An 8,471-nucleotide genomic window follows, 5' to 3' on the forward strand; every position below is an offset into this window, starting at 1 on the left:
AGCCGCGCCGTTCGGCCATGGCGCGTTACGTCTATTCGGACGAGGGGAGCCGGTCGCAGACCTATGCCGACGGCGTACTCAATGCCTTCCAGACCTCGATCCGGGAGGTCGAGCAATATCTGGGCAATGTCCTGTTGATCCGCCGCATGGTCACGCGGACGGTCGTTCATCCGGAGAGCGGTGACGAGGCGCGCTACGACGAGCTCTTCCAGTTCATCCGGTTCTGCATTCTCGGCGAGAACCACCCCGTCAGGCTGCCGGCGATCCCGATGTATCTCGACTGGCTGGTGACGGCCGAATTCCATCACGGGCTCTCGCCCATGGTCGACGGCAGCTATCTCGCAATTGTCGGGATCGACGGGTTTCCGGCCGAGAGCTGGCCCGGCATCCTCAATTCGCTCGATTTGATGCCGCTGACCTATCGCTGGTCGAGCCGCTTCATCTTCCTCGACGACCAGGAAGCGCGGCAAAAGCTCGAACGCACCCGCAAGAAGTGGCAGCAGAAAGTGCGGCCGTTCTTCGATCAGCTCTTTCAGACCCAGAGCCGCTCGGTCGACCAGGACGCCATGACCATGGTTGCCGAAACCGAGGACGCGATCGCTGAGGCGTCATCCCAGCTCGTCGCCTACGGCTATTACACGCCCGTCATCGTGATGTTCGACACCGATGAAGCCCGCCTGCGCGATCAGGCAGAGGCCGTCCGGAGGCTGATCCAGGCCGAAGGGTTTGGCGCCCGCATCGAAAGCCTCAATGCCACCGAGGCCTATCTCGGCAGCCTGCCGGGCAACACTTACGCCAATGTCCGCGAACCGCTGATCAATACGCGCAACCTTGCCGATCTCATTCCGGTCAATTCCGTCTGGGCCGGCAGCGCCGTGGCGCCTTGCCCGTTTTACCCGCCCAACGCTCCGCCGCTGATGCAGGTCGCCAGCGGCTCGTCTCCCTTCCGGTTGAACCTTCACGTCGACGATGTCGGCCACACGCTGATCTTCGGCCCGACGGGATCGGGCAAGTCGACACTATTGGCGCTTATCGCCGCCCAGTTCCGACGCTACGAACATTCGCAGATCTTCGCCTTCGACAAGGGGAAGTCGCTTTATCCGCTGACCAGGGCCGCGGGCGGAGATCACTACGAGATCGGAGCAGGGGAGGGGACAGCGCTCGCTTTCTGCCCGCTGGCGGAGCTGTCGACGGATGGTGACCGGGCGTGGGCCGCCGAATGGGTCGAGACGCTCGTCGCCATGCAGGGCGTGACGATCACTCCGGATCACCGCAACGCCATCGCTCGCCAGATCGGTCTTCTTGCCGACGCCCGCGGGCGCTCGCTGTCCGATTTCGTTAGTGGCGTCCAGATGCGCGAAATCAAGACTGCCCTGCAACACTACACGGTCGACGGGCCGATGGGGCAGCTTCTCGACGCGGAAGAGGATGGTCTGACGCTCGGATCGTTCCAGACCTTCGAGGTCGAGGAACTGATGAATATGGGTGAGCGCAATCTCGTGCCCGTATTGCTCTATCTCTTCCGCCGGATCGAAAAGCGCCTCACCGGGGCGCCGAGCCTGATCATCCTCGACGAGGCCTGGTTGATGCTCGGCCATCCGATGTTCCGCGACAAGATCCGGGAATGGCTGAAGGTGTTGCGCAAGGCCAATTGCGCGGTCGTGCTTGCCACGCAGTCGATCTCGGATGCGGAGCAATCCGGCATCATCGACGTGCTCAAGGAAAGCTGCCCGACCAAGATCTGCCTGCCCAATGGTGCTGCTCGGGAATCGGGCACGCGCGAGTTCTACGAACGCATCGGGTTCAACGACCGGCAGATCGAGATCGTCGCGACGGCGATCCCCAAGCGCGAATATTACGTCGCCTCGCCCGAAGGCCGGCGGCTCTTCGACATGGCGCTCGGACCCGTGGCGCTCGCCTTCGTCGGCGCATCCGGCAAGGACAATCTCAAACGCATTGATCAGCTCAGCGAGGCGCATGGCGAGGAATGGCCGGCGGCCTGGCTGGAGGAAAGGGGAGTGGATGATGCCAAGCGCATTCTCACGCACAGCTAGCATTGCCGTTGCCGCAATCCTGTCGGTCTCGAGCGTATCGAGAACGGAGGCAGGCGGCGGCGGGTTCTTCGGAGCGACGGAGTTCACGCAGATCCTCAACAATGGCGAGCTGGTCGGCCTCGTCGGCCAGTCGGCCGAGCAAATCCAGAACCAGGTCACCCAAATCACGCAGCTGGCCGAGCAGATCCAGAACCAGCTCAGGATCTACGAGAACATGCTGCAGAACACGCTGACTCTGCCGGGCCATGTCTGGGGCCAGGTCGAAAGCGATTTGATGCAGTTGCAGAGCCTCGTGCAACAGGGTCAGTCAATCGCATTCTCTATGGGCAATGCCGATGACGTGCTGCGGCAGCGGTTCGAGAGCTTTGCCGACTTCAAGTCGGGCCTCGCCAATGGCCAGACCTTCTCCTCGAGCTATCAGGACTGGTCCGACACGAACCGCGACACGATCGGAGCGACACTGAGGGCGGCGGGACTGACCGCGGATCAGTTCAGCTCGGAGGAATCGACGATGGACCAACTCCGCTCGATGTCGCAGTCGTCGGTCGGCCAGATGCAGGCGCTGCAAGTTGGCCATGAGATCGCTGCGCAGCAGGTCGCCCAGGCGCAGAAGCTGCGCGGGCTTGTCTCGCAGCAGGTGACGATGATGGGCACCTGGTACCAGTCCGAACAGGCTGCAAAGGATCTCGCGCAGAACCGCCGCGAGGAATTCTTCAACTCAACCACCCCCTCGACATCCGGCGGACAGACGATGGAGCCACGCTGGTGATCAGGCTCTTCATCATCGCGATCTGCGCGGTCGTCGTTGTCGTCATCGGCATCGTCGTCTGGAACGTAACCACCCAACCGGAAGCGCCGACGGCGACCGTCGCCCCGGAACGGCAACATTACGATCTTGAGGGCGGCCAGGAGATGCGACCGCGTTTGCGCAGTAACGAAGGCGGGGCCGATGGCACGTCAGGCAACTAGGCTCGCACTCCTCCTGATCGGAGGCGTCTCTCTCTGGGCCAATTCCGCACTGGCCCAGGAAGGCAGCCTGCTGACCAATCTCGAGAACGAGATCGCGACGGCTGCTCAGGGGTGGGAAACGACAATCCTTGACGCGGCCAGATCGCTTTTCTGGATCCTCGCCGGCATCGAGGTCGGTATCGCCGCGGTGTGGCTGGCGATCTCGGCTGCGTCCCTCGACACCTGGTTCGCGGAGCTTGTCCGGCGCATCATGTTCATCGGCCTCTTCGTCTTCATTCTCGAACAGGGTCCGGATTTCACAAAAGCGGTTGTCGACAGCCTGTTCCAGATCGGCGCCGGCGGCGGGTCCGCGTCGCCGGCCAATGTCTTCAATGCCGGTCTCGAGGTCGCAAGCGCCATGTCGGCCAAGGCGCAGTTCGGCCTGTTCGAGGACAATGCGCTGGCGATCGCCGCCGTCTTCGCCATGGTCATCACGGTCATCTGCTTCAGCCTGGTCGCCGCAATCTTCGTCTCGGTCATGGTGGAGATGTATGTCGGGCTTCTGGCCGGCATGATCATGCTCGGCCTCGGCGGTTCAAGCTTCACCAAGGATTTCTCGGTCCGCTATCTGATCTACGCTTTTTCGGTCGGCATGAAGCTGATGGCGCTGGTGATGATCGCGCGGATCGGGTCTGAGGTTCTGATCAACCTCGCCAATTCGCCAACGACGGGTGATGAGTTCCTGGCGACGCTGGCGATCGCCGGCATCTCGGTCGTGGTGTTCGTCATCGCCATGTACGTCCCCAACATCGTGCAGGGCATGGTCCAGGGCGTCTCCGTCACGGGCGGAATGGAAACCATCCGTCACGGAGCGCAGGCGGCAAGCTTCGCGGCAGGCGGCGCGGCGCTTGCCGTCGGCGGGGCGAGGGCAGGGGCCGCGGCCTATTCCGATGCCCGCGCCGCCGGCAGTTCGTTCGGCGGGGCTGCACTCAAGGGCATGGCGAGTGGCATGGGCGCCGCCGGCGGTGCGGCCGCCTCGGCCGCACGCGACAAGGCGATCGGTGTTCCGGGCACGTGGGGCGCTTCGACCCTTGGACTTGCCAACGCCAAGCTTGACCAGTCCCAAGGCCGTCCCGCCTCCCGACCGAACCGTGACGAGAGAGCGTGACAGAAACCATGGCCAGAACCACTATTCCGGAGAATCCCTATCTCGCCGCACGCCAGGAATGGAACGAGCGCTACGGGTCATATGTGAAGGCAGCCGCAGCTTGGCGGATCGTCGGCATCACCGGCATGCTCATGGCGGTCATCGGGTTTTCCTACGCGCTTTATCAAAGCACGCAGGTCAAGCTCGTCCCCTACATCGTCGAGGTCGACAAGCTCGGCACGGCGGCGACGACGGGGTTTCCGCAGCAGATCGAATATGCGGATCCCCGTGTGGTGCGCGCGACGCTTGGGAGCTTTGTGTCGAACTTCCGCTCGGTGACGCCCGACACGGTCGTTCAGAAGCAATATATCGATCGGGCCTATGCGCATCTCAGATCGTCGGACCCGGCGACCGAGAAGGTCAATGCGTGGTTCCGGAGCAACTCACCCTTCGATCGCGCGCGCGAAAAGACAGTCGCGATCGAGGTCACAAACATCGTGCCGCTTTCCAACCAGAGCTATCAGATCGACTGGACCGAGTATGAGCGGGACCGCCAGGGCAAGGAACTCGCCACGAGGCGGTTCCGCGGTGTTGCGGCCGTGACCCTGACCCCGCCACAAGACGAGGCGGTGATCCGCCTCAACCCCATCGGACTTTATTTGAAGGATTTTGACTGGACGGCGCAGCTCTGAGCCGCGTTCGCCCGAGACGATAACGTCTGGGGCGAAGACACGCGGCCCTATTGAATGTGCCCGGGAGGACAGGTGAATGAACAAACAGACACACCGCGGCATCGCGCTTTGCGCCGGCGTGATGATCGCGGTCGCTACGCTGCCCGTCAACGCACAGCAGCTCACCGGCAACGAAGCGCGAGCAACGCAAATCTCTGGCGAGTGGCAGCATCGCCAAGGCGTCGTAACGCACGGCGCGGATGGCAAGGTGATCTTCCTTTATGGCGAGGTCCAGCCATCGGTCGTTTGCTCGCCACTGCAGGTCTGCGACATCGAGCTTCAGGCCGGCGAGGTCGTTCGCGACGTCCTTCTTGGCGACACGGTGCGCTGGAAGGTCGAACCGGCAACGTCCGGAGCACCGAGCGGGCAGGCGATCCATCTGATCGTCAAACCGTCCGAAGCGGGACTGGTCACCTCGATGGTCGTGACCACTTCGCGGCGGACCTATCATATTCAGCTGAAATCGCATCACAGCCAGTACATGGCCCGCGTCGGCTTCGACTATCCCGAAGACATCAATGCGCGCTTTGCCGAGATCAACGCACGCATCGAAGCGAGCGTTGTACCTGGCGCCGGCGTTCCGGCCGATCAGCTGGACTTCGCATTCCACATGAGCGGCGCGGCGCGCTGGCGGCCGACACGAATCTACAGCGACGGCATGAAGACCTACATCCAGTTTCCGTCATCTTTGTCGGGGCAGGAGGCGCCGGTCCTGTTCGTGGTCTCAGGTGGTGAAAACCGGATCGTCAATTACCGCATGAATGGCACGATGATGGTCGTCGACTACAACATCGACCGGGCCATTCTGGTCTCAGGCGTCGGCCGCCAGCAGCTGAAGATTACCATCCGGCGGGGAGGGTAGGGCGATGCGCGCGATCAGAACCTTTTTCCGTTTGCCCGCGGCCCTGCTGCTTTTGGCGATGCTCGCCGCGTGCCAGACCTTGAGCGGACCGGGATTGATTAGAAGCGAAGTCACGGCCGAACTCACACCGGAATCGGCGAATGTCATTGCCGGCGACATGGTTGGACGGCTGGCGGAGAAGGTCGGACCGGGCACGACCACGATCGAGCTGCGCGGAAGTGACCCCCTGTTCGGCCCGGCCCTAGAGGCAGCGCTTCGCGAATGGGGCTATGCCGTTATCACCGATCAGGTGACCGAGGGGGCCGCGGTGACGCCGCTCGCCTATTCGATCGACCCCTTCGAGGGCGGCGTACTGGTCCGGCTCTCGACGCTCCGGGTCGAGCTGACCCGCATGTATACGCTGAACGTCACGGGCGCGACTCCGGCCAGTCCGCTGTCTGTCATGCAGCGTGGATCGGAGGCCGCATCGTGACCCAGTCCCTGAAACTTGGCGGCGCCAGTCCGCAGGACGGACCGCGCATCAGGCGCCTCAATCGCGTTCCGGTCATCGTCGCGATCCTGCTGGTCCTTATCTTCCTGGCGGTGATCTTTTACGGCCTGTCGTCGAGAGGATTGCATTTTGGGGGCGATCCGCAGATCGAGCCCTCGTCAGCGCGGCCCGCTTCCAATGACGCCGAGCGCTTGAAGCAAGGTGTGCCGGACGGGATCATCGGCGAGCCGCAGCCCGTCGTGGTCCAACCGACACCAAGTCCGGAGCCCGAGCGACCGAGGAACCCGTTTCAGCGGGAGCCTGAACCGACGCCGACCATCGTCACGGCTCCGCAGCCGACGCTTGAGCCGGAAGAGGTGTGGCGGGGGCGCCTGCAGCGCGAACAGGACGAACAGGTGCTCAGAGAATACCAGCGGCAGCAGATGGCGAGCATCCAGGCGGAGGGCGCCGCTTTCGATTCTCCGATCGCGGTCAATCTGAAGGATCTCGAAAACACGAGCGCCGCGACGACACCGACGTCTCAGCAAATCGGACTGATCACTGCGAACCGGCCGGCAAGCGCGCTCGATCTTTACAGCGCAGCGCTCCAGTCCGGCATCGGCCAGAATGCCGATCCGAATGGGCAAGCCTCAAAACGGGAATTCTTCAATCAGGATATCGCCGGCCTCGGCTATCTGCCGAACTCCGTTGTGCCGCAAATGTCGCCGTTCGAGCTGAAGCGCGGCTCGGTCATCCCAGCCACGCTGATCACCGGCATCAATTCCGATCTTCCCGGCCGGATCACCGCGCAGGTGTCGCAGAATGTCTATGACAGCGCGACGGGTCGGCGCCTGTTGATCCCGCAGGGCGCTAAACTGTTCGGTCGCTACGATTCAGAGGTGACGTACGGGCAGAACCGGGTGCTTGTCGTTTGGACCGACATCATCCTCCCGGACGGTTCGACCCTGCAGATCGGAGGCATGGCCGGAACGGACGGCGCCGGCTATGGCGGTTTCCACGATCAGGTCGACAACCACTATCTGCGCACGTTCGGGTCGGCGATCCTTGTGGCGCTGATCGGCGCCGGAACCGAAATGCTGCTCCCCGGCGACAATAGCACATCGACCACAGTGGACAGCGCCAGCGACGCCGCGCGTCGTTCATTCGCCGAAACCTTCGGCCAAATCTCGGAGCAAACCGTGTCGAAGAATCTCGATGTGCAACCAACTTTGGAGATCCGCCCCGGCTACCGGTTTAATATTCTGGTCGATCAAGACATAATTTTTCCTCGCGCTTATCGATGATTTTGGTACTTGTCAGCAATCTTAATTCGAATATGTATATCTGAATTACATACACAAGATATAATAACAAGAAAACGTCATATTGAACGATATCCTTCTAGGTTTGATCGATAAACTCGCGCTGCCCCTCGGCGAGGACGCGACACGTCGTGCATTGCGCGATTTTACCGGGAATGCCGGGTTCGACTACTATGCCTATGTCCACCTATGCGGGAAAGAGAGTTTCGCAGTCTCGAACTATCCTCGAGAGTGGCAGAACCGCTACGTTGAGGACGGCTATCTGCAAATCGATCCGGTCGTGACCAAGGCCAAACACGGCCCGCCGATTTTCACGTGGTCGGCCAAAGAGGCAAAATGCATGGGCCGCCGCGAGGTTTCGCGCATGTTCTCCGCCGCAGAAGACTTCGGCATCCGATCCGGTCTCTCCATTTCTGTTCCGGTGGGCTTCAGGAACCGCATGATATTCACGCTGGCGACGAGTAGCGCGGACCCGTATGTGCGCGATGACATCGATCCGGTGACAGCCGCGGTTTCCGTCGCTTTTGTTCACGCGCGGCTCAGCAATGCAAACCAGGATGTATCCCTCGCGACCGATATTCGTCTTTCTCCCAGAGAAGCGGAGTGCCTGAGATGGTTTGCCGAAGGCATGACCATGCCCGATATAGCTCTCAACGTCGGCGTTTCTTACCGGTCGGTACGCTCATACCTCGATGAGGCGACGCGAAAGCTTGGAGCAGCAAACAATCGCCAAGCCGCCTCCACTGCGATACGCCTCGGGCTAATCTGAAAGAACGAGCACCGCTATCGCTCAACGTCGAGAATGAGTAGGAATCATCGCTCTATGGATGCCGATCAGAAACGTCGCATAAGTTTCGTTATGGAACCGAAATCGGTCAGTGGGGCCCGGAGTCCGGCGGTACCTCCGGCACATGGCCAAGCGTATCGACAACGATCCG

General features: G+C 61.8%; 9 protein-coding genes. All 9 read left to right on the top strand.

The genetic code is table 11. The features are described 5' to 3' along the window. Positions 1-2,054 (top strand): conjugal transfer protein TrbE (locus MRY80_RS00030; RefSeq protein ID WP_293286658.1); only part of this gene is annotated, 2,054 nt, incomplete at its 5' end. Beyond that, positions 2,026-2,823: a P-type conjugative transfer protein TrbJ gene (trbJ, locus tag MRY80_RS00035; RefSeq protein WP_293286660.1), complete on the top strand. Its 798-nt coding sequence runs from the start codon at positions 2,026-2,028 to the stop codon at positions 2,821-2,823. The genes MRY80_RS00030 and trbJ, both read left to right, overlap by 29 nt. Further along, positions 2,820-3,023 (top strand): hypothetical protein, encoded by a 204-nt coding sequence (locus MRY80_RS00040; protein WP_293286662.1) that lies wholly within the window; start codon positions 2,820-2,822, stop codon positions 3,021-3,023. The genes trbJ and MRY80_RS00040 overlap by 4 nt, the downstream gene beginning before the upstream one ends. Beyond that, positions 3,004-4,170: a P-type conjugative transfer protein TrbL gene (trbL, locus tag MRY80_RS00045; RefSeq protein WP_293286663.1), complete on the top strand. Its 1,167-nt coding sequence runs from the start codon at positions 3,004-3,006 to the stop codon at positions 4,168-4,170. The genes MRY80_RS00040 and trbL overlap by 20 nt, the downstream gene beginning before the upstream one ends. Before the next feature lie 8 nt (positions 4,171-4,178). After that, the gene (locus MRY80_RS00050) at positions 4,179-4,841 is read left to right on the top strand and encodes a conjugal transfer protein TrbF (RefSeq protein ID WP_293286665.1); all 663 of its coding nucleotides are present in this window, start codon (positions 4,179-4,181) and stop codon (positions 4,839-4,841) included. A gap of 121 nt (positions 4,842-4,962) precedes the next feature. Beyond that, positions 4,963-5,742: a P-type conjugative transfer protein TrbG gene (trbG, locus tag MRY80_RS00055; RefSeq protein ID WP_293286672.1), complete on the top strand. Its 780-nt coding sequence runs from the start codon at positions 4,963-4,965 to the stop codon at positions 5,740-5,742. Positions 5,743-5,746: 4 nt separating this feature from the next. Further along, positions 5,747-6,214: a conjugal transfer protein TrbH gene (trbH, locus tag MRY80_RS00060; RefSeq protein WP_293286666.1), complete on the top strand. Its 468-nt coding sequence runs from the start codon at positions 5,747-5,749 to the stop codon at positions 6,212-6,214. Further along, positions 6,211-7,515: an IncP-type conjugal transfer protein TrbI gene (gene trbI, locus MRY80_RS00065; protein ID WP_293286668.1), complete on the top strand. Its 1,305-nt coding sequence runs from the start codon at positions 6,211-6,213 to the stop codon at positions 7,513-7,515. Before trbH ends, trbI begins: the two co-directional genes overlap by 4 nt. Positions 7,516-7,597: 82 nt before the next feature. Continuing rightward, entirely contained in the window at positions 7,598-8,302 is a 705-nt protein-coding gene (locus MRY80_RS00070) for an autoinducer binding domain-containing protein (RefSeq protein WP_293286670.1), read from the top strand. Positions 8,303-8,471 lie beyond the last annotated feature (169 nt).

This window comes from Oricola sp. (assembly GCF_022763245.1).
GTDB lineage: Bacteria > Pseudomonadota > Alphaproteobacteria > Rhizobiales > Rhizobiaceae > Oricola.

Excerpts from the sequence above, each read along its gene's own strand:
- trbJ (WP_293286660.1), top strand. The coding sequence starts at position 2,026 with ATGCCAAGCGCATTCTCACGCACAGCTAGCATTGCCGTTGCCGCAATC.
- trbL (WP_293286663.1), top strand. The coding sequence starts at position 3,004 with ATGGCACGTCAGGCAACTAGGCTCGCACTCCTCCTGATCGGAGGCGTC.
- MRY80_RS00050 (WP_293286665.1), top strand. The coding sequence starts at position 4,179 with ATGGCCAGAACCACTATTCCGGAGAATCCCTATCTCGCCGCACGCCAG.
- trbG (WP_293286672.1), top strand. The coding sequence starts at position 4,963 with ATGATCGCGGTCGCTACGCTGCCCGTCAACGCACAGCAGCTCACCGGC.
- trbH (WP_293286666.1), top strand. The coding sequence starts at position 5,747 with ATGCGCGCGATCAGAACCTTTTTCCGTTTGCCCGCGGCCCTGCTGCTT.